Source organism: Streptomyces spororaveus (genome assembly GCF_016755875.1).
GTDB classification, from domain to species: Bacteria; Actinomycetota; Actinomycetes; order Streptomycetales; family Streptomycetaceae; genus Streptomyces; species Streptomyces spororaveus.
The window spans coordinates 7,602,011-7,620,987 of record NZ_BNED01000005.1; the positions used below are offsets into that span (position 1 = coordinate 7,602,011).

17 protein-coding genes and 2 pseudogenes are annotated in these 18,977 nt (G+C 73.0%); 14 read left to right on the forward strand and 5 right to left on the reverse strand.

Annotated elements, in window-relative coordinates; genetic code table 11:
• The first annotated feature begins 25 nt into the window (after positions 1-25).
• Positions 26-1,549 carry a fatty acyl-CoA synthetase gene (locus tag Sspor_RS36725; RefSeq protein ID WP_202202963.1) on the forward strand — a complete coding sequence of 508 codons (1,524 nt, stop codon included), beginning with the start codon at positions 26-28 and terminating at the stop codon, positions 1,547-1,549.
• A gap of 40 nt (positions 1,550-1,589) precedes the next feature.
• On the opposite strand, the gene Sspor_RS36730 is transcribed toward Sspor_RS36725, so the two are convergent.
• Together Sspor_RS36730 and paaK are read right to left on the reverse strand one after the other, a co-directional pair.
• The gene (locus Sspor_RS36730) at positions 1,590-2,444 is read right to left on the reverse strand and encodes a YhjD/YihY/BrkB family envelope integrity protein (RefSeq protein WP_202202964.1); all 855 of its coding nucleotides are present in this window, start codon (positions 2,442-2,444) and stop codon (positions 1,590-1,592) included.
• A gap of 71 nt (positions 2,445-2,515) precedes the next feature.
• Positions 2,516-3,838: a phenylacetate--CoA ligase PaaK gene (gene paaK, locus Sspor_RS36735; RefSeq protein ID WP_202202965.1), complete on the reverse strand. Its 1,323-nt coding sequence runs from the start codon at positions 3,836-3,838 to the stop codon at positions 2,516-2,518.
• A gap of 101 nt (positions 3,839-3,939) precedes the next feature.
• Here paaK and Sspor_RS41625 point away from each other — a divergent pair.
• Positions 3,940-4,053: pseudogene (locus Sspor_RS41625) on the forward strand (alpha/beta fold hydrolase); the annotation flags it as partial.
• A 247-nt stretch (positions 4,054-4,300) separates the two neighbouring features.
• The gene (locus tag Sspor_RS36740; protein ID WP_237404191.1) at positions 4,301-4,822 is read left to right on the forward strand and encodes a hypothetical protein; all 522 of its coding nucleotides are present in this window, start codon (positions 4,301-4,303) and stop codon (positions 4,820-4,822) included.
• A gap of 28 nt (positions 4,823-4,850) precedes the next feature.
• Here Sspor_RS36740 and Sspor_RS36745 read toward each other — a convergent pair whose 3' ends face one another.
• On the reverse strand, positions 4,851-6,479 hold the full coding sequence (locus Sspor_RS36745; RefSeq protein ID WP_202202966.1) for an acyl-CoA synthetase: 1,629 nt from the start codon (positions 6,477-6,479) through the stop codon (positions 4,851-4,853).
• A gap of 198 nt (positions 6,480-6,677) precedes the next feature.
• Here Sspor_RS36745 and Sspor_RS36750 point away from each other — a divergent pair, with 198 nt between their 5' ends.
• The 11 genes and pseudogenes from Sspor_RS36750 to Sspor_RS36790 all read left to right on the forward strand — a co-directional run bounded on the left by Sspor_RS36750 (position 6,678) and on the right by Sspor_RS36790 (position 16,380).
• The gene (locus Sspor_RS36750) at positions 6,678-7,478 is read left to right on the forward strand and encodes a crotonase/enoyl-CoA hydratase family protein (protein ID WP_202202967.1); all 801 of its coding nucleotides are present in this window, start codon (positions 6,678-6,680) and stop codon (positions 7,476-7,478) included.
• Between the two features lie 216 nt (positions 7,479-7,694).
• Entirely contained in the window at positions 7,695-8,657 is a 963-nt protein-coding gene (locus Sspor_RS36755) for a Zn-ribbon domain-containing OB-fold protein (protein ID WP_202202968.1), read from the forward strand.
• Positions 8,657-9,715, forward strand: a complete 1,059-nt coding sequence (locus Sspor_RS36760; RefSeq protein ID WP_202202969.1) for a thiolase family protein — start codon at positions 8,657-8,659, stop codon at positions 9,713-9,715. Before Sspor_RS36755 ends, Sspor_RS36760 begins: the two co-directional genes overlap by 1 nt.
• A complete protein-coding gene (locus Sspor_RS36765; RefSeq protein ID WP_202202970.1) occupies positions 9,712-10,878 on the forward strand; it encodes a thiolase family protein in 1,167 nt (388 codons plus the stop codon). The genes Sspor_RS36760 and Sspor_RS36765 overlap by 4 nt, the downstream gene beginning before the upstream one ends.
• A 144-nt stretch (positions 10,879-11,022) precedes the next feature.
• On the forward strand, positions 11,023-11,250 hold the full coding sequence (locus Sspor_RS36770) for a DUF397 domain-containing protein (RefSeq protein ID WP_254722811.1): 228 nt from the start codon (positions 11,023-11,025) through the stop codon (positions 11,248-11,250).
• A gap of 43 nt (positions 11,251-11,293) precedes the next feature.
• Positions 11,294-11,452 (forward strand): annotated as a pseudogene (locus Sspor_RS40860) (GNAT family N-acetyltransferase); the annotation flags it as partial.
• A gap of 152 nt (positions 11,453-11,604) precedes the next feature.
• Entirely contained in the window at positions 11,605-12,012 is a 408-nt protein-coding gene (locus Sspor_RS36775) for an ACT domain-containing protein (RefSeq protein ID WP_202202972.1), read from the forward strand.
• A gap of 136 nt (positions 12,013-12,148) precedes the next feature.
• Positions 12,149-14,686: an ATP-binding protein gene (locus Sspor_RS36780; protein ID WP_308445564.1), complete on the forward strand. Its 2,538-nt coding sequence runs from the start codon at positions 12,149-12,151 to the stop codon at positions 14,684-14,686.
• Positions 14,686-14,976 carry a hypothetical protein gene (locus Sspor_RS41365; RefSeq protein WP_308445565.1) on the forward strand — a complete coding sequence of 97 codons (291 nt, stop codon included), beginning with the start codon at positions 14,686-14,688 and terminating at the stop codon, positions 14,974-14,976. Before Sspor_RS36780 ends, Sspor_RS41365 begins: the two co-directional genes overlap by 1 nt.
• A 35-nt stretch (positions 14,977-15,011) precedes the next feature.
• Complete coding sequence (locus Sspor_RS36785) at positions 15,012-15,791, forward strand: maleylpyruvate isomerase family mycothiol-dependent enzyme (protein WP_202202973.1); 780 nt, start codon at positions 15,012-15,014, stop codon at positions 15,789-15,791.
• A gap of 88 nt (positions 15,792-15,879) precedes the next feature.
• Entirely contained in the window at positions 15,880-16,380 is a 501-nt protein-coding gene (locus Sspor_RS36790) for a hypothetical protein (RefSeq protein ID WP_202202974.1), read from the forward strand.
• A gap of 25 nt (positions 16,381-16,405) precedes the next feature.
• Here Sspor_RS36790 and kstD read toward each other — a convergent pair whose 3' ends face one another.
• Both kstD and Sspor_RS36800 read right to left on the reverse strand, forming a co-directional pair.
• Positions 16,406-18,199 (reverse strand): 3-oxosteroid 1-dehydrogenase, encoded by a 1,794-nt coding sequence (kstD, locus tag Sspor_RS36795; RefSeq protein ID WP_202202975.1) that lies wholly within the window; start codon positions 18,197-18,199, stop codon positions 16,406-16,408.
• A 90-nt stretch (positions 18,200-18,289) separates the two neighbouring features.
• A complete protein-coding gene (locus tag Sspor_RS36800; RefSeq protein WP_202202976.1) occupies positions 18,290-18,883 on the reverse strand; it encodes a hypothetical protein in 594 nt (197 codons plus the stop codon).
• Positions 18,884-18,977 lie beyond the last annotated feature (94 nt).

The following is an 18,977-nucleotide window of genomic DNA, read 5'->3' on the forward strand; positions in this document are numbered from 1 at the left end:
TGCGCGGGAGGACGAGGATCGCGCCATGACGGCAGCGCGGGCACTGCGAGCAGTGCGGGACAACACGGTCGACGGACTGGTGCACGACAGTGCGCGGCGGGTCCCCGACCGCCCGGCCGTTCGCTACCGCGAGCGGAGCTGGACGTACGCCGAGCTGGACGCGGCCGTCACCACGGGCGCCGCCGTGCTGCGGGAGCGGTACGGGCTGGCCGCCGGGGACCGGGTCGCCACCTTCGCCCACAACTGTGACGCCTACCTGCTCGCCTTCCTCGCCTGCGCCCGGGCCGGGCTCACCCACGTCCCGGTCAACCAGAACCTCACCGGCGAGGACCTCGCGTACATCCTGGACAACTCGGCGAGCGCCCTGGTCCTCGCCGACCCCGACCTGGCCGGGCGGATCCCCGACGGCTACCGGGTGCGGCCGCTGCGCGACGCCGCGGACTCCTTCCTGGCGGAGCTGGCCGAGCCGCTGCCCTTCGAAGCCGGCCGGGATCCGGGCGCACTGGCGCAGCTCCTCTACACCTCGGGGACCACCGCCCTGCCCAAGGGCGCGATGATGACCCACCGGGCACTCGTGCACGAGTACGAGAGCGCGATCGAGGCCCTGGACCTGGCCGAGGACGACCGGCCCGTCCACTCCCTGCCGCTGTACCACTCGGCGCAGATGCACGTCTTCCTGCTGCCGTACCTGGCGGTGGGGGCCCGGAACACGATCGTGGACGCGCCGGTCGCGGAGCAGATCTTCGACCTGGTCGAGGCCGGGGAGGCGGACAGCCTGTTCGCCCCGCCGACGGTGTGGATCGGCCTGGCCGGTCACCCGGACTTCGCCGCGCGTGAGCTGGGCGCGCTGCGGAAGGCGTACTACGGTGCCTCGATCATGCCGGTTCCGGTCCTGGAACGCCTGCGCGAGCGGCTGCCCGGGCTCGGTTTCTACAACTGCTTCGGCCAGAGCGAGATCGGCCCGCTGGCGACGGTGCTCGGACCCCTGGAGCACGAGGGGCGGATGGACTCCTGCGGCAGGCCGGTGCGCCATGTCGAGGCGAAGGTCGTCGACGAGGACGGCAAGGACGTGCCGGACGGTACGGCGGGGGAGGTGGTCTACCGCTCGCCGCAGCTCTGTCTGGGCTACTGGGACGACCCGGTGGCCACGGAGAAGGCCTTCCGTGACGGCTGGTTCCGCTCGGGCGACCTCGCGGTGCGTGACGCGCAGGGGTACTTCACGGTCGTGGACCGGGTGAAGGACGTCATCAACTCGGGCGGGGTGCTGGTCGCCTCGCGGCAGGTGGAGGACGTGCTCTACACCCACCCGGGCGTGGCCGAGGCGGCGGTGGTCGGGCTGCCCGACGAGCGCTGGATCGAGGCGGTCACGGCGGTGGTGGTCCCGCGCGGGGAGGTGACGGAGGCGGAGCTGATGACCTACGCGCGGGAGAGGCTCGCCCACTTCAAGGCCCCGAAGCGGGTGCTCTTCGTGGACGCCCTTCCGCGCAATGCCAGCGGAAAGATCCTCAAGCGGGAACTCCGCGACCGGTTCACGGAGCCCGGCCGCTGACACGGCCGCTGACACCCGGCTGGGGGCCCGGTCCGCGCGGTCAGCCGGAGCGTGGTGGGGGTGCGGCGGACTCCTCGGGCGGGAAGAGCCCGCGGCGCCGCAGCCGCCGCAGGGTGAGGTGCTCGTGTACGAGGCGGCCGACGAGCGCACCCCCGTAGACCACGAAGCCGACGCCGACCAGCCAGGACTGCACGACGAGCAGGGTGCCGAAGGGGCCGTAGATCACCGCGTTGGAGGCGATGAGCGGGGAGAACACCAGCTGCGAGAAGATCCGCAGCCCCAGCAGCCCGAGGCTGGTGGCGACCGCCCCCGGCACCAGCGCGCGCCAGCGGACCCGGCCGCCGAGCAGCAGGCGCTGCGAGACGATGAAGAACAGGCAGGTGCCGACGAGGTCGCCCAGAGCGCCGAGGACCGTGCCGATGGCGTCGTTCGACGGCGAGGGGATCCCCACGAGCAGGCCGAGGTAGCAGACGAGCAGGGCGAGCCAGACGACGTGCAGCCACATGGTGTGCCAGCGCGCGGTCGGCAGGTCCCACACCTTCTCGTAACCGGTCTGCACGGCAGACCCGAAGGTCAGGCCGAACACCGCCAGGGCGGCCAGACCGAACGCGGTGGTCCGCTCCAGCGCCATGTCCGCGGCGCCGAACAGCATCTCTACCCGGACCCGCGAGGCCTCCGTCACCCCGAGGGCCTGACCCAGCCAGCGGCCGAAGCCCGAGCCGCTCCCGGGCGCGGCGGCCGCCACGACCACCAGCAGCGGCACCAGGGTGAGGAAGCCGAGGGCCGCGAACCCCATCGCCCGGTGCATCAGCTCCATCTCCCGGCCGCGGCTCCAGGCCAGCCCGATCTGGGAGCCCTGGAGCCGGTCGTAGAGCTGCCGGACGGTGGAGATCACACCTCATGCACTACCCCCGAGCGCAGGCCCGTTCCCGGAAGCCACCCCGAAATGGGCCCGAAGGGGTGGTTTCAGCCGCCCGGACGCGTGTCCGGGCCGGACCCGCGGAGGTCGACCAATCTCTTGATCTTCCCCACCGAGCGCTCCAGCGTCTCCGGGTCGACCACTTCGACCCGGACGGAGACCCCGACCCCTTCCTTGACGGCCCGGACCACGGCAGCGGCCGCCTCCTGCCGCCGCCCGGCGTCCGTCTCCCGGCGCGCCTCCACCCGTACCGTCAGGGCGTCCATCCGGCCCTCCCGGGTCAGCCGCAGCTGGAAGTGGGGTGCCAGGCCCGGCGTCCGCAGCAGGACCTCCTCGATCTGGGTCGGGTACACGTTCACCCCGCGCAGGATGATCATGTCGTCGCTGCGGCCGGTGATCTTCTCCATCCGCCGGAAGGCCGGCCGGGCCGTACCGGGCAGCAGCCGCGTCAGGTCCCGGGTGCGGTAGCGGATGATGGGCATGGCTTCCTTGGTGAGGGAGGTGAACACCAGCTCGCCGGGCTCGCCCTCCGGCAGTACCGCGCCGGTCAGAGGATCCACCACCTCGGGATAGAAGTGGTCCTCCCAGATGTGGAGGCCGTCCTTGGTCTCCGCGAACTCCTGCGCCACGCCCGGTCCGATGACCTCGGACAGGCCGTATATGTCCACCGCGTCGATGTCGAGCCGTTCCTCGATCTCCCGGCGCATCTCCTCGGTCCACGGCTCCGCCCCGAAGATTCCCGTCCGCAGCGAGGTGGAGCGCGGGTCGATCCCCTGGCGCTCCATCTCGTCCAGCAGGGTCAGCATGTAGGAAGGGGTGACCATGATGACCTCCGGCCGGAAGTCCTCGATGAGCCGGACCTGCCGGTCCGTCATCCCGCCCGACGCGGGCACGACCGTACAGCCGAGGCGCTCCGCGCCGTAGTGCGCGCCCAGGCCGCCCGTGAACAGTCCGTACCCGTAGGCGATGTGGATGATCTGGCCGGGCCGCCCACCGGCCGCGCGTATGGACCGGGCGACGACATCCGCCCAGGTGGCGAGGTCCCCGTCGGTGTACCCGACGACGGTCGGCCGCCCCGTGGTCCCGCTGGAGGCGTGGATGCGGCGCACCTGCGAGCGCGGTACGGCGAACATCCCGAAGGGGTACTGGTCGCGCAGGTCGGCCTTGGTGGTCAGGGGGAACAGGGAGAGGTCGGCGAGGGACCGGCAGTCGTCGGGATGCACACCGGCCTTGTCGAAGGCCTGGCGGTAGAACGGCACCTTCTCGTAGGCGCGGCGCAGGGTCGCGCGCAGCCGGGTGAGCTGGAGGGCGGCCAACTCGTCGCGGCCCAGCCGCTCGCCCTCGTCGTGGAGATCCGCGTACACCGCCATGCCGTCACCTCAACATGAGAACCGACCGATCATTCGGTAGATTGCCAGGAAGCCGCAGGTTAAATCAATGACTCGAACGAGTGATCGTCTGTTGTGATGGCCTGGGGGACCTCGGCGGGCCGGCCGCCGGGCGCCTTCTGATCCTCCTCGACCTGCGCGGCACGGGCGACTCGGCGCCGCCGGCCGACGAGTCGGCGTACCGCGTCGACCGCCAGGGAGGACCGGCTCGCCGCGCTGTTCCCGCGGGGTTCGGTCGACGTCCAGCCCCGAGCGGGCCACTTCCCGTGGCCGGACGACGCGGCCTGGTTCGCGGCCCGCGTGGAGCGGTTCCTGGCGGCGGGGGTCTGGGGGCGGGGGCCTGACGGCGCGATGCGGCGGGGGCTCGTCGGGCGGTGGTTCGTCAAGATCGGCGGGATGGCAGACTGGCCGGCCGTACCGCGAATCGGGAGGATTGACATCATCGTGCGACGGATACTGGTGCTCATAGCCGTGGCGTCCCTGGCCTTGACGGCACTGGCGGCGGCCGTGGCGGCCGTCGGCGCGTTCTTGCTGCGGGACCTCGGCCCGCTGCCCCCGCGATACTCGGGTCCGCCGCTGCCCCGCGAAGCGGTGGTGTCGGAGATGACCTCGATCCTGGCGGCGGAGGGCATCACGGTGGAGCGGGAACCCTCCGGGAATCTGGGCAGGTGCCACGAACGGCTCTCAGGGTTCCACGCGCCGGAGACGGTGGACGCCGCCATGAAGGCGGCCCTCGCGCGGGCCCGTTCCGAGTACGGCTGGCAGACCGGACCCGACACCGGCGGGACATCGGTGACCCTGACGAAGAACAACTGGACGGCCCTGGCCGGCTTCGCGGGTGACCCGGCGTCGGGTCTGCAGGCACCGGTGCTCATCTCGCTGATGTGCGTGGACGGCGACGACGCCTCCACCGCCCCCGCCGCACCTTCCGCCCCGGCCCTCACACCCGCACCCGCGCCGTCCTGAGCGAACACCGGGCGTACGCCCCGTGTGATCAGGCCGTGTCCGCCTCCGTCGCCACCGCCTTCGCCCAGCGGTAGTCCGCCTTGCCGCTCGGGGAACGCTGGATCGCGGGCGCGATGACCAGCTGGCGCGGGATCTTGTAGCCCGCCAGCCTCGTGCGGCAGTGGCTCTGGATCTGGTCCAGCGACGGCGCCTGCGCGCCCTCCCGGACCTGGACCACGGCGGCCACATGGCTGCCCCACGTCGGGTCCGGGACCCCTGCCACCAGGGCGTCGTACACGTCGGGGTGGGACTTCAGGGCCTGCTCGACCTCTTCCGGATACACCTTCTCGCCGCCCGTGTTGATGCACTGCGAGCCGCGGCCGAGCACCGTGACGATGCCCTGCTCGTCGACGGTCGCCATGTCGCCGAGCAGCACCCAGCGCTCCGAGCCCTTCTGGAAGAAGGTCTCGGCGGTCTTCCCCGGGTCGTTGTAGTAGCCGAGCGGGACGTGTCCGCGCTGGGCGAGGCGGCCCGGCTCGCCCACCGCCACCGGCTCGTGCGTCACCGGGTCCACCACCTGCGTACGGTCGTTGACCTCCAGCCGGAAGCCCTTCTCCGGGCCGGAGTCGTCCGTCGCCCGGCCGTTGGAACCGGACTCGGAGGAACCGAAGTTGTTCAGGAGCAGCACGTTCGGCACCAGCCGCTGGAACTCGGCGCGCACCGTGTCCGACATGATCGCGCCGGACGAGGAGACGCTGAACAGCGAGGACAGGTCCGTGCCCTTGAGCGGTCCGTTCAGGGCGTCGATCAGCGGCCTCAGCATCGCGTCGCCGACCAGCGACACGCTGGAGACCTTCTCCTTCTCGATCGTACGGAGCACTTCCTCGGGCGCGTACTTCCGGTGGATGACCACCCGCTGGCCGTAGTTGAAGGCGATGAACGAGGTGAGCGTCGACGTGCCGTGCATCAGCGGGGGCGCCGGGAAGAAGGTGAGCCCGGCGCCGCGCGCCGCGACCCGCTCGGCCAGCTCCTCCGGCCGCTTCACCGGCTCGCCCGAGGGCTCGCCGCCGAACAGCCCGGCGAAGAAGAGGTCCTCGGCCCGCCACATCACGCCCTTGGGCATGCCCGTCGTCCCGCCGGTGTAGATGATGAACAGGTCGTCGGGGCTGCGCGGCGGGAATCCGCGCCCGGGCGCTCCGGCCGCCTCCGCGTCCGCGTACGGGACGGGCGCGATCGATGGCTCGGGGGCGCCCCCGGGGGCCTGACCGACGCGGATCAGGTGCCGGAGCCCCGGCGTCTGCGGGAGCGCGGCCGCGACCCGCCCGGTGAACTCGCCCTCGAAGACGAGGGCGGCGAGATCGGCGTCGTTGTAGAGGTAGACCAGCTCCTCCTCCACATACCGGTAGTTGACGTTCACCGGCACCAGCCGGGCCTTCAGGCAGGCCAGCACCGTCTGCAGGTACTCGATCCCGTTGTAGAGGTGCAGGCCCAGGTGCTCGCCGGCCTCCAGGCCGCTGTCCAGCAGGTGGTGGGCGATCCGGTTCGCCGCCGTGTCGAGCTCCGCGTACGTCAGGCGGCGCTCGGCGCCGGTCCCGGGGTGGTCCACGTACACGAGGGCCTCACGGTCCGGGACCACGTCCACGACCGACTCGAACAGGTCGGCAAGGTTGTACTCCACCGTTCCTCCTGACCCCGGATGTTCCCGATGTTCACGATGACTGGCCCCGTGGCCGGCCTGCTCCGGCGGTCATTAGAGCGCCGGGGACGGCAACTGGGAAGGGCACCGTCCAAGAAATCTGACTGAGTGTCAGAAAACTATTGAACTGCACCCTCCCCTACTGCAACCTGTTCTAGGTCTTGAGACGGGAGGACGGCAATGGGTGGGACGGAACACCTGAGCGTGGACCGGCACGGCGCCACGCTGGTGCTCACCATGAACAGGCCCGAGGCGAAGAACGCGCTCTCGCTGCCGCTGCTGGTGGGCCTGTACGACGGCTGGCTGGAGGCGGACGCCGACGACGGGATCCGCTCGGTGGTCCTCACCGGCGCGGGCGGGGACTTCTGCGCCGGGATGGACCTCAAGGCCCTGGCCGGGAAGGGAATGGCGGGCGACCAGTACCGGGACCGCCTCAAGGCCGACCCCGACCTGCACTGGAAGGCGATGCTGCGCCACCACCGGCCGCGCAAGCCGGTGATCGCGGCGGTGGAGGGGTACTGCGTGGCGGGCGGGACGGAGATCCTGCAGGGCACGGACATCCGGGTGGCGGGCGAGGGTGCGACCTTCGGGCTGTTCGAGGTCAAGCGCGGGCTCTTCCCGATCGGCGGCTCCACGGTGCGGCTGCCGCGCCAGATCCCGCGGACGCACGCCCTGGAGATGCTGCTGACCGGCCGCCCGTACTCCGCCGCCGAGGCCGAGCGGATCGGGCTGGTCGGGCGGGTGGTGCCGGACGGTACGGCGCTGGCGGCGGCGCTGGAGATCGCGGAGCGGATCAACGCGTGCGGGCCGCTGGCGGTGGAGGCGGTCAAGGCGTCGGTCTACGAGACCGCCGAGATGACGGAGCGGGAGGGGCTGGCGTCGGAGTTGCTGCGGGGGTGGCCGATCTTCGACACCGCCGATGCGAAGGAGGGGGCGCGGGCCTTTGCCGAGAAGCGGCCCGCGGTGTATCGGCGCGAGTAGTAGGGGCCGGGCTGCCCGTGTCGTGCCGTGCCGTGCCGGTGCCGTGCCGGTGCCCTGCCGGGTGCGGCGCCGTTGCCGGGGGCGCTGCCCCCGGACCCCCGCGCCTCAAACGCCGACGGGGCTGAGATAGCGCCTCAAGCGTCGGCGGGCCTGAGAAGGCGCCTCAAGCGTCGGCGGGGCTGACATCAACCGAATCGATCGCATCGGAGAGCCACCATGACAGCTGCCCCCCCACCGGAGGTGCTCCGTGCGCCCCTCGTCGTCGAGTTTCCCTTCACCCGGTCCCTCGGGCCCGTCCAGAGCGCCTTCCTCACCGGACTGCGCGAGCGCACCGTCCTCGGGGTGAAGACCTCCGACGGCAAGGTGATGGTCCCGCCCGTCGAGTACGACCCCGTCACCGCCGAGGAGATCCGCGAGCTCGTCGAGGTCGCCGCCACCGGTACCGTCACCACCTGGGCGTGGAACGACCGCCCCCGCCCCCAACAGCCCCTGGACACCCCCTTCGCCTGGGTGCTGGTCACCCTCGACGGCGCGGACACGGCCCTCCTGCACGCCCTCGACGCGCCCGGCCCCGACGACGTCCGCACCGGCATGCGCGTGCGCGTCCGCTGGGCCGCCGAACGCACCGGCGCCATCACCGACATCGCCTGCTTCGAGCCGTGCGACGACGGCCCCGCGGGCGGGGAGCCCGTCCCGCACGACGGGGGGTTCGCCGACGCCGTCACCGGCATCGTCGCCGAGGCCCGCCTCGACTACGTCTACAGCCCCGGCCGAGCCCAGACCGCGTACATCAACGCCCTCTCCGAACGGCGGACCGTCGGCGAGCGCTGCCCCTCCTGCCACAAGGTGTACGTCCCGCCGCGCGGCGCCTGCCCCACCTGCGGGGTGGCCACCACGGACCAGGTCGAGGTCGGCCCGGCGGGCACGGTCACCACCTACTGCATCGTCAACATCAAGGCCAAGAACCTCGACATCGAAGTCCCCTACGTCTACGCCCACATCGCCCTCGACGGCGCGGGCCTCGCCCTCCACGGCCGGATCGGCGGCATCCCCTACGACCAGGTCCGCATGGGCCTGCGCGTCGAGCCCGTCTGGACCGAGGGCGGCCGCTACCCCGACCACTACCGCCCCACCGGCGAACCGGACGCGGACTACGACGCGTACAAGGAGCTCATCTGATGGCCCGATACGCCCGCGAGGTCGCGGTGGTCGCCTTCGCGCAGAGCGACCACCTGCGCCGCACCGACGAGCTCAGCGAAGTCGAGATGGTCATGCCGGTCCTCCACCGGGTGCTGGCCGCCACCGGCCTGAAAGCCGGTGAGATCGGCTTCACCTGCTCCGGCTCCAGCGACTACCTGGCCGGCCGGGCCTTCTCCTTCACCATGACCCTCGACGGGGTCGGCGCCTGGCCGCCCATCTCCGAGTCGCACGTCGAGATGGACGGGGCCTGGGCCCTCTACGAGGCCTGGGTCAAGATCCAGACCGGCGAGGCCGACACCGCCCTCGTCTACTCGTACGGGAAGTCCTCGCCGGGGTCCGTGCGCGACGTGCTGACCCGCCAGCTCGATCCGTACTACGTGGCTCCGCTCTGGCCCGACGCGGTGGCGCTCGCCGCCCTCCAGGCCCGGGCCCTGATCGACTCGGGAGAGACCGACGAGAGCGCCCTGGCCGCCGTCGGGGCACGCAGCCGGGACGCGGCCGCCGCCAACCCGCACGCCCAGCTCCGCGGCCCCGTCCCGCAGGGCGACTACCAGGTCCGGCCGCTGCGCACCGGGGACTGCCCGCCCGTGGGCGACGGCGTGGCCGCCGTCGTCCTGGCCGCCGGCGACCTCGCGCGCCGGCTCTGCGAGCGCCCCGCCTGGATCACCGGCATCGACCACCGCATCGAGGCCCACAGCCTGGGCCTGCGCGACCTCACCGACTCCCCGTCCACCCGGCTCGCCGCCGCACACGCGGGTGTCTTCGACGCCCCGGTGGACACCGCCGAACTGCACGCGCCCTTCTCCTCCCAGGAGATCGTGCTGCGCAAGGCGCTCGGACTCGCCGACGACGTGACCGTCAACCCCTCCGGGGGAGCGCTCGCCGCCAATCCGATGATGGCCGCCGGCCTGATCCGCATCGGTGAGGCGGCCGCCCGGATCCACCGCGGAGCCTCGCGGCGGGTCGTCGCCCACGCCACCTCCGGCCCCTGCCTCCAGCAGAACCTGGTCGCCGTCCTGGAAGGGGACGCACGGTGAGTAAAGAGCCCGTGGCCATCGTCGGGATCGGCCAGACCAAGCACGTGGCGGCCCGCCACGACGTGTCCATCGCCGGACTGGTCCGCGAGGCGGCCGCACGCGCCCTCGCGGACGCCGAACTGACCTGGGCGGACATCGACGCGGTCGTCATCGGCAAGGCCCCCGACTTCTTCGAGGGGGTGATGATGCCCGAGCTGTACCTGGCGGACGCCCTCGGCGCGGTCGGCAAACCGATGCTGCGCGTGCACACGGCCGGTTCGGTCGGCGGGTCCACCGCCCTGGTCGCCTCCAACCTGGTGGCGGCCCGCGTCCACCGCACCGTCCTCACCCTCGCCTTCGAGAAGCAGTCCGAATCCAACGCGATGTGGGGCCTGTCGCTCCCCGTCCCCTTCCAGCAGCCGCTGCTCGCCGGGGCCGGCGGCTTCTTCGCCCCGCACGTGCGCGCGTACATGCGGCGCACCGGCGCGCCGGACGCGGTGGGCTCGCTGGTGGCGTACAAGGACCGGCGCAACGCGCTGAAGAACCCGTACGCGCACCTGCACGAGCACGACATCACCCTGGAGAAGGTCCAGGCCTCGCCGATGCTGTGGGACCCGATCCGCTACTCGGAGACCTGCCCCTCCTCCGACGGCGCGTGCGCGATGATCCTCACCGACCGCGCGGGCGCGGCGCGTTCGCCGAAGCCGGCGGCCTGGGTGCACGGCGGGGCGATGCGCAGCGAGCCCACCCTCTTCGCCGGCAAGGACTTCGTGTCGCCGCAGGCCGGCAAGGACTGCGCGGCCGACGTCTACCGCCAGGCCGGAATCACCGATCCGCGCCGGGAGATCGACGCGGTCGAGATGTACGTGCCGTTCTCCTGGTACGAGCCGATGTGGCTGGAGAACCTCGGCTTCGCGGCGGAGGGCGAGGGCTGGAAGCTCACCGAGGCCGGGGTCACCGAACTCGACGGGGACCTTCCGGTCAATCCGTCGGGCGGGGTGCTGTCCACCAACCCGATCGGCGCCTCCGGCATGATCCGCTTCGCGGAGGCGGCCCTCCAGGTCCGCGGCCAGGCCGGGGAACACCAGGTTCCGGGAGCCCGCCGGGCGCTCGGGCACGCGTACGGCGGCGGCGCGCAGTTCTTCGCGATGTGGCTGGTGGGGGCCGAGGAGCCCACGTCCTGACGGGGGCCGGGCCGGCCGCGGAGGGACGGGCCCGGGGTACGGGACAGGCCACGGTGACGCACCGTGGCCTGTGCGCCACGCGCTGCGGTGGTTAACCTTGCCCCCGGACGACGTACCGGGAGGAGCACGCACGTGGCCGAGAGCATGACTTCACAGCCCCTCGCTGGCTGGGGGAAGCCGGACCTCGATCTCACCGAGGCGCAGTGGCAGTCGAGCAGCCGGGGAGTGGGCGACGTCCAGATCGCCTTCGTCGAGGGCTTCATCGCGATGCGCAACAGCGAGCGGCCGGAGAGCCCTTCGCTGATCTTCTCGCCGGACGAGTGGCACACCTTCGTACGGGACGCGCGCGGCGGTGAGTTCGACCTGACCTGAGCCGGTCCGACCCCGACCGGGCGGTCCCCCTCCGGGGATCCCGGGCGGGGAGGAGGACAACCCCCGGGCGCGGGCCCTGTACGAGCGGCCGGGGTACGTCGCCCGGGGCTTTCGGCCCGACGCGTGGATCGAGCAGGCCCCGGACGGATCGTCCCGCCGCCACGAGACGGTGTGCACCGTGATGCGCAAGCGGCTCGCGTAGGCAAGCCGCCCCCGGGCCGGGCCCGCTCCACTCGCACGGGGCCGGACGGCCGATCGGGAGCATCACGGGCGACTCCCGATCCGGCCGACCCGCCCGTTTGACCCGCCCGCTCACGGACCGGCCGCGGCCGCAGCGATCGGTAGGGTGGCCGCATGAGCGGCGAGCACGATCTGCGGAAACTCCTGAGCGGCATGCGGCCCGAGCTGAACGAGGGACAGTACGTCTTCTGCACCGTCGATGGCGCCACCGTCCCCGCCGGGACCGCCCCCGTCGCCACCGTCCTCGAACCCGAGGGGCTCACCCTCGTGCTGCGCCAGGAGGACGCCGACGCGGCCGGGCTCGCCTACGACTGGACGGCCCGGTGGATCACCCTCCGCGTCCACTCCGCCCTCGACGCCGTCGGACTCACCGCCGCCTTCGCCACCGAACTCGGCGCACACGGTCTGAGCTGCAACGTCATCGCCGGCTACCACCACGACCACCTCTTCGTGGCCGCCGACCGCGCGCAGGAGGCCGTGGCCGTCCTGGAAGGCCTCGCCGCCCGTTCCGCAATCGACTGAATCCGGCCGGAAAAGAAGATCGCATTCTTTTCCCCAGTGGCATCCCCCGCGATGCGCGCCGGGCGTACGCTGAACCCCCGAACAGGCCTGGGGGGTACCAGCCATGACGGACCGCCGGACCCGCACACGGCGCACAATGGTCGAACGCGACACCGAACTCGCCATCGTCGACGAAGCCCTGGACCAGCTCACCGGTCCCGGGCCGGACGCGGGCGGCGCGCTGCTCGCCTTCTCCGGCCCGGCCGGCCTCGGCAAGACCACCCTGCTCGCCGAACTGCGCCGCCGAGCCCACGCCCGCAACTGCACCGTCCTCGCCGCCCGGGGCGGCGAACAGGAGCAGAGCCAGCCCTTCCACGTCGCCCGCCAGCTCATCCAGCCCCAGCTCGCGGGCACCTCCGAGCAGGAGCTGCGCGCCGCCCTCGGGGGCTGGTACTCCATCGTCGGCCCCGCCCTCGGACTCTGCGCCCCCGAACAGGGCGTCCCGCCCGACCCCCAGGGCCTGCGCGACGGACTCGACTGGGTCCTCACCCACCTCGTCGTCAAACGCGCCCCCGTCGCCCTCGTCCTCGACGACGCCCACTGGGCCGATCCCGAGTCCCTCGGCTGGCTCGCCGCCTTCGCCCCGCGCGCCGAACACCTCCCCCTGCTCCTCGTCGTCGCCTACCGCCCCGACGAACTGCCCGAGCACGCCGACGCCTTCCGTACGCTCCCCGGCCGGGCGGGACAGCGCCCGCTGCCGCTGGCCCCGCTGACCCCGGCCGCCGTCGCCACCCTGGTCCGCGAGGCCGTCGGCGCCCACGCCGACGACGCCTTCTGCCAGGAGGCCTGGGCCGTCACCACCGGCAACCCCTTCGAGGCCGTCGAACTCACCGCCAAGGTCCGCGGCAGGGGCCTGACCCCGGTCGAGGCGAACGCCCCGCAGCTGCGCGACCTCGCCGCCGCCCAGCGCGGCAGCGGCCTCGTCGCCCGCCTCGAACGCCTCGGCCCCTCCACCGTCCGCTTCGCCTGGGCCTGCGCCGTCCTGGGCACCGCCATCCCGCAGGACCTCGCCGCCCGGGTCGCCGCCCTCGGCTCCGAGGAGGCCGTGGACGCCACCAGGCGGCTGCGCGACGCCCGTATCCTCTCGGCGGCCGCCACCGAGGAATCCGACGCCGACACCGGACTGGAGTTCGTCCACCCGCTCATCGCCACCTCCATCTACCGCGCCATCCCCGACGCACTCCGCGTCGCCCTGCACGGCAAGGCCGCGGCAGCCGTCGTCGACGCCGGACTCGGCTCCTCCGCGGCCGCCCGCCACCTGCTGGAGACCCACCCCGAGAACGACCCCTGGGTGGTACGCACCCTGCGCGAGGCCGCCGGCGAGAACCTCCGGGCCGGCGCCCCCGAGGCCGCCCGCCGCCAGCTCGCCCGCGCCCTCCTCGAACCACCGGACTTCGACGAACGCGCCGCCGTCCTCTACGAACTGGGCTGCGCCTCCCTGCTCACCGAGCCCGCCAACACCGTCAACCACCTGCGGGCCGCCCTCGCCGAACCCTCCGACGACCCGGCCCTGCGCCAGGGCATCGTCATCCGGCTCGCCCAGGTCCTCGCGCACAGCGACCGCCTCGCCGAGGCCTCCGAATCGCTCGCCCGGGAGATCCCGTACACCCAGGACGTGCGCGCCCGGCTGCGCCTGCAGTCCGAGCAGTTCATGTGGGACGCCTTCAACGCCGCCGAGACCGACTCCCCGGCCCGCTCCCGCCGGCTCGCCCGCCTCGCCGACCGGCTGACCGGCCGCGATCTCACCGAGCGGTACATCATCGGGCTGCGCGCCTGGGACGCCTGCCTGCGGGGCGAGCCGGTCGACGTGGTGCTGCACCACGCCGGGCGCGTGCTGGAGCGGCCCTTCAGCTGGGCCCACGAGGACCGCGGCTTCGAGGTCCCGGTCCTGGTCGCGATGGCCCACATGTACACCGACCGGCCCGGACGCGCCGAGGAGCTGTTCGAGGAGGGCACCGCCGAGTTCGAGCGGCACGGCTGGCGCGGCGCGCACCTCTCCTTCGCCTACAGCCTGCGGGCCTACGTCCGCTACCGGCGCGGGCGGCTCGTGGAGGCCGAGGAACTGGCCCGGGCCGGGCTGCGGCTCGCCGAACGCGTGGGCCGGCGTACCCCTGTGCACTGGTACGCCATAGCCATCCTCCTCACCACCCTGCTCGCGCGGGGCCGACCCGAGGAGGCCTGGGAGCTGGCACAGGAGCACGAGTACGGCGCTCCCTTCCCGGCGGCCGTGGTCTTCCCCGACTCGCAGACCGTGTACGCCGAACTGCTGCTTTCCCGGGGCGAGGTGCGGGCCGCGATCGCCGAACTGGAGGCGGTCGACCGGCGGCTGACCCCGCGCGGCATCCAGAACCCGGCCTGGTGCCCGTGGCAGCTGCACCTGGCCCGGGCGGTGGCCGCGCACGATCCGCAGCGGGCCCGAGCCCTGGCCGACGACGCCGTCCGGCGGGCCCGTGCCTTCGGCGCCGCCTCGGGCATCGGCCAGCCCTGCGGGTGGCGGCGCAGGTCGCGGCCCCCGAGGAGCGGGCAGGGCTCCTCCAGGAGGCGGTCACCCTGCTCTCGGCCTCACCCGCGGGCTACGAACTGGCCTGCGCCCTGGCCGCGCTCGGCACCGAGCTGCGCGACGCGGACCTGCTGATGCAGGCCGTGGTGACGGCGCGGGAATGCGGCGCGGACGGGCTGGCCGCGGAGGCCACCGACACCCTGCTGGGGCTGGGCGGCGCCCTGCCGTGCGGGCTGGCCTGGGAGGACGGGCTCACCGAGGAGGAGATCCAGGCGGCGGACCACGCGGTCCGGGCCGAGAAGGAACCCGCGGCGAAACCGAAGCCCGGCCCGGACTGGGTGCTGTCGGCCGCCTGCCGCAAGCTGGGCACCGACCGGCCCGGGCTCAGGGACGCACTGGAGGCGTTCGCCCGTAGCTCAACGTGATCGCCTGCCCTCCCCCGGTGGGCAGGGACACCCGTATGGATCACCTGGACCAACTGGATCACGGCGGGAGGCTCACCGCCTTCCGGACCGAGGCCGCCGCCTTCGAGAAGGCCGTACGCGGAGCGTTCGACCGCGGAGGGGAGGCGCCACCGGTCCCCTCGTGCCCCGGCTGGTCGGTCACCGACCTCGTCCGGCACCTGGGCGGGGTGCACCGCTACCTCGCGCACCTCCTGCGCGAACGGCTCACGGCCCCGCCGGACCCCGCCGGCCTCACCCTGACCGAGGCCCCGGACGATCCGGACGCCCTGGCCGACTGGTTCGCGCAGGGCGCCCTGGAGCTGGCCGGGCTCTTCGCCGAGCTGGGGCCGGACACGACCGTCTGGACCTGGTCGGTGGAGCAGACCTCGGGCTTCTGGCTGCGGATGCAGCTGATCGAGCTGGCCGTCCACCGCTGGGACGCCGAATCCGCGACCGGTACTCCGGGCACTCTCGCCCCGGACGTCGCCGCGGACGCCGTGACCCAGACGATCCAGGTGATGGCACCGGCCCGCCGCGGCTGGCGGCAGGCACCGCCGGGCGCGGGGGAGCGGTACCGCTTCCGGCGTACCGACGGTCCGGAATCCTGGACGGTCCTCTTCTCGGGCGACCAGGTGCTGCTGGTGCCCGGCGTCCCCTCCCCGGCGGACGTCGAGGCCGAGGGGAGCGCCTGCGACCTCGCGCTCTTCCTCTGGGGCCGCGTCCCGGCCACCCGCCTGCGGGTCACGGGCGACGCCGCCCTGCTCCCGCACTGGTTCACCCTCGTCCCGCCGGTCTGACGGCCCGGGCCGGCGGGCCCGGCCCGGGGAGGTTCCCGGATGCGGGCCCCCGGGCCGGAAAACTCGCGCGGCCACGTACCATGGCGGCATGTCCTTCCTCCGCCGCCACCGCGCCGCCACACCCGCCGGCCCGGACTTCGATGTCCTGGCCATGGACCCGGGGGACTGGCCGGGCAATCTCGGGGCCGGGCTGCTGCCCGCGCCCGACGGCAGCTGCCAGGGTGTCTTCCTCCGCTACGACCTGTTCGGCGGACGCGGCCCCGCGATGATCATCGGGAACCTCCCGGAGGGCTCCCCGGCCCGGGACCTCACCGACGGCCAGATCCCCTTCGAGGCGGCCCAGCTCCTCGACGCGCTGGAGAACGACGAGGACGTCGAGGTCACCGGTGTCGAGGACTGCCCCGTCATGCAGGGCGACAACCTCCTCATCGTCCGGAAGATCAAGCTGTCGGAGTCCCGCATCTCCTGCGTCCAGTTCGACCGCAGTGACAACGTGCTGGTCACCATCGCCAGCTGGGACCGCCCGATCACCGATGACCTCTACGCCCTCCTGAAGCCGCTCCCCGCCGAGCTCTTCCAGCAGGGCTGACCGTCCGCGTCCCCGGGCGCGGACGTCACGCGTCCGCGATGGCGTTCGCCGCCACGTAGCCGAACGTCATCGCGGGGCCGATCGTCGATCCGGCCCCCGCATAGCTGTGCCCCATCACCGCCGCGCTCGCGTTGCCGGCCGCGTACAGGCCCGGGATCACCGTCCCGTCCGGGCGCAGGGCCCGGGCGCGTGCGTCCGTCACGATGCCGCCCTTCGTACCGAGATCCCCCGGCACGATCCTGAACGCGTAGAACGGCGGGACCCAGACGGGTGCCAGACACGAGTTCGGGTGCACGTTCGGGTCGGTGTAGTAGTGGTCGTAGGCCGTGTCGCCCCGGTGGAAGTCGGCGTCGTCGCCGTTCCACGCCTGCGCGTTGAACCGGCCCAGCGTGGCCCGCAGCGCCGCCGCCGGGACCCCGATCTGGCCGGCCAGCGCGTCCCAGGTCCATGCCTTCTTCGCCGCGCCCGCCTGGTACCAGGAGTCCGGGAAGGGGAGCGTCGGGAGGATGTCCTTGAACAGGTACTTGTTGCGGTAGTTCTGATCCACGATCAGCCATGCCGGGATGTGCGAGCCGGCCGCGCCCCGGTCCTTCTCGTACATCACGTGCACCACATCGCTGTACGGCGCCGCCTCGTTGACGAACCGCGCGCCGTTCGCGTTCACGATCAGACCGCCCGGCAGGGTCCGCTCGGCGAGGCAGAAGTAGGGCTCCCCGGGCAGCGGGATCGACGGCCCCCACCACGCGTCCTCCATCAGCGCCAGGGCGGCCCCCGCCCGCTGGCCCGCCCGGATCCCGTCGCCGGTGTTCTCCTTCGCGCCCACCGACCACTGGGTGCCGATCGGCTGCTGCTGGTACTGCGCCCGCATCGCCGCGTTGTGCTCGAAACCGCCCGAGCCGACGACCACCCCGCGCCGGGCCCGTACGGTGCCCCGTACGCCCTCCTTCTCCACGACCACGCCGGTGACCGCGCCGCCCTCCTGGACCAGGTCCACCAGCGGGCTGTTCAGCCACACCGGCACCCCGGCCCGCTGGAGTCCGGCGCGCAGCCCGGCCGCCAGTGCCTGGCCCATCGTCAGTGGCTTCTCGCCGCGCAGCGCCGCCTTCGTCCCGCGCGCCAGGCACTCGGTGGACACGGCGAGCCCCTTGGCGCTCACCGCCGCCAGGTTCAGCCACTTGTAGTCCTGGCTGAAGACCACCATCCCGGCCGGGACCGGCATGTACGCCGGGTTCAGGCGGGCCAGTTCGTCCCCCAGGATGTGCCCGTCGATCTGGTCCGGTTCGATGGAGCGGCCGTTCGCCAGCCCGCCCGGCAGATCGGGGTAGTAGTCGCTGTAGCCCTCCATGAAGCGGAACCTGAGCGGGCTGCTGGCCATCACGAAGTCCAGCATCCTCGGCCCGTTGGCGAGGAACGCGGCCTGCCGGTCGGCCGGCACCCCGGGCCCGACCACGGCCGCGAGGTACGTCGCCGCCTTCTGCGGGGTGTCCGGAACCCCCGCACCCAGGATCACCGAGTTGTTGGGGAGCCAGATACCGGCTCCGGACCGGGCGGCCGATCCGCCGAAGGTCGGGGCCTTCTCCACCACCAGCACGCTCAGCCCCCGCCGGGCGGCGGTGAGCGCGGCGGTCATCCCGGCAGCCCCGGACCCGACCACCACGACGTCGTACTCGCCGAGCGGGGGACCGTCCTGGGCGCCGTCGGCCCGGGCGGCGGCGGACGGCAGCACGGTGGCGGCGAGCACCCCGGCCCCCGTACCGGCGAGGACCGCGCGTCTGGAGGGGAGGGTGGCGGGGGAGGTGCGTGAAGCGCTCGCGGACATGGGCAGGCTCCAGCGGTGTGGGGAGGAGGGGAAGTGCCTCCAGCATGTCTGATGCTGAGTCAGAAAAGGTGTTCGGGGGATCATGTGATGTCAAGGCATCCGGCGCCGCCGCCTCCAGTAGGCCACCGTCACCACGCCGAGCAGTGGACCCCACAGGACGAGCGGGACGTAGCAGACGTAGAACCACGCCGCGGTCCAGCCACCCGCCTCACTGGGGAAGTCCGCAGGCACCGGATCTCCCTGGAGGGTGGTCCCGGCCACCTGGGTCACCGCCGCGAGGACCGTCCACAGCGCGGTCAGCACGACGGCGCCGAGCGCCGCCGGGACGGCGGCCGCAGCCACCGGGATCCGCCGGCCGCCCAGCACCGGGATCCACCGGGGGACCACCTCGCCCCACGCGGCCACCAGCCCGACCGCCGTGAACGCCAGCAGCTCGGACACGACCGAGAGGAGGACGACGTACACCTCCAGCGGCAGCCAGTCCGGCAGCTGCCCGCTGTCCGCCTCGGAGTGGTCGACGAAGAGGAGGCCCAACCGCCAGATGCCGGACGGCAGAACGGTGAGCGGGACGGCGTACGCGGCGACCCGCGCCCAGCGCGGAACTCCCGCCACGGGGGCGTGCGCGGCCTTCCAGGCGGCACCGAAACGCCCGCCCGCCGGGCGGGCGTCGGAATGTACGGACACGGTTTCCTCCGCAATCACGGGCAGCCCTTGCCCGCTCCGCTCCGAACATCGCAGCTGCCCGGCGGCGCGCGGATCGCCCGCCGGGCGGATCCGG